This is a genomic window from Ectothiorhodospira variabilis (assembly GCF_022227625.1).
GTDB lineage: Bacteria > Pseudomonadota > Gammaproteobacteria > Ectothiorhodospirales > Ectothiorhodospiraceae > Ectothiorhodospira > Ectothiorhodospira haloalkaliphila.
In genome coordinates, this window is record NZ_JAJNAO010000051.1 from 1 (window position 1) to 920 (window position 920).

Annotated in this window: 1 protein-coding gene; it reads right to left on the reverse strand. The window is 58.9% G+C overall.

The window, feature by feature from the left end:
* Window positions 1-455 (reverse strand): Rpn family recombination-promoting nuclease/putative transposase (locus LPW30_RS15880; RefSeq protein WP_239681364.1); only part of this gene is annotated, 455 nt, incomplete at its 3' end.
* Window positions 456-920 lie beyond the last annotated feature (465 nt).

Here is a 920-nt window from a genome sequence, read left to right on the forward strand (position 1 = left end):
ACCCGCATGAAACCCGGCGGCTCCGGCCGGATCATCCGATAGATGTCCTCCCGCGCCGTCCACCGTTTGGAGCCGTTGTACAACACCACCGGGAAGATCGGCGGCATGCCCTTGCGGGCCGTTGTCACATGGGTCTTGATCAAATGATCGTAGAAGCAGGCCACATAGTGCAGCATCCGGATCGGCAGGCGGTGATCCACCGTAGACTGGAACTCGATCAGCAGATACACGAACACTCGCTGCCTGGTGCCATCCCATTTCACCTCCACCGACCAGACCTTGTCCTCGAACTTCTCGCCAAACAGCGGAGTGATGTAGCTCCCGCTGTGGTCCGTGAGGGTGGAAAAGTCCATCATGGCTGCCACCTCCGGTGGCGCAAAGCCCTCAATGAGCTGGCGAACCAGTTCCGGGTAGCTGAACAGTTCCTTGTAGCCCGTGTCGTGATGGTTGCTCATGCGGCGTCCTGGCAGGAGATCGAGCCACAGTGTGCCATATTCGCCCCGAGCCTGGCCGATCCCCTCCGTGGCGATAACCTGCCGATAGCTTGAACTGATTCACATTTTCAGTGATTGGAGTTGTCGCCCTTCTGAAAGTGTGGACAATAAGACCTGTCGCCATTGAAGGCAGTCAGGGATGAAAGGCAGTTCATCACGGAAGGCCCAGTGGATGGATCATTGCCGCGCGACACCAGGCCCCGCCGCATGGAGTGTGGTGGGGTCTTTCATTTTGGGGCGCGATCCGCATCGCCTGGGGTGGCTGTTTCTTACCCTCTGACTTACACGGCGGCTCAGTGAGGCTGATCTGATCGCAGGGCCTTCACCTCGTCCAGTGGCAGGCCCGTGGTCTGGGCGATCTGATGGTCATCGAGTAGGCCTAGCGCAAGCAGGTTGATGGCTGTTTCACGGGCATTTTCCTGCCGT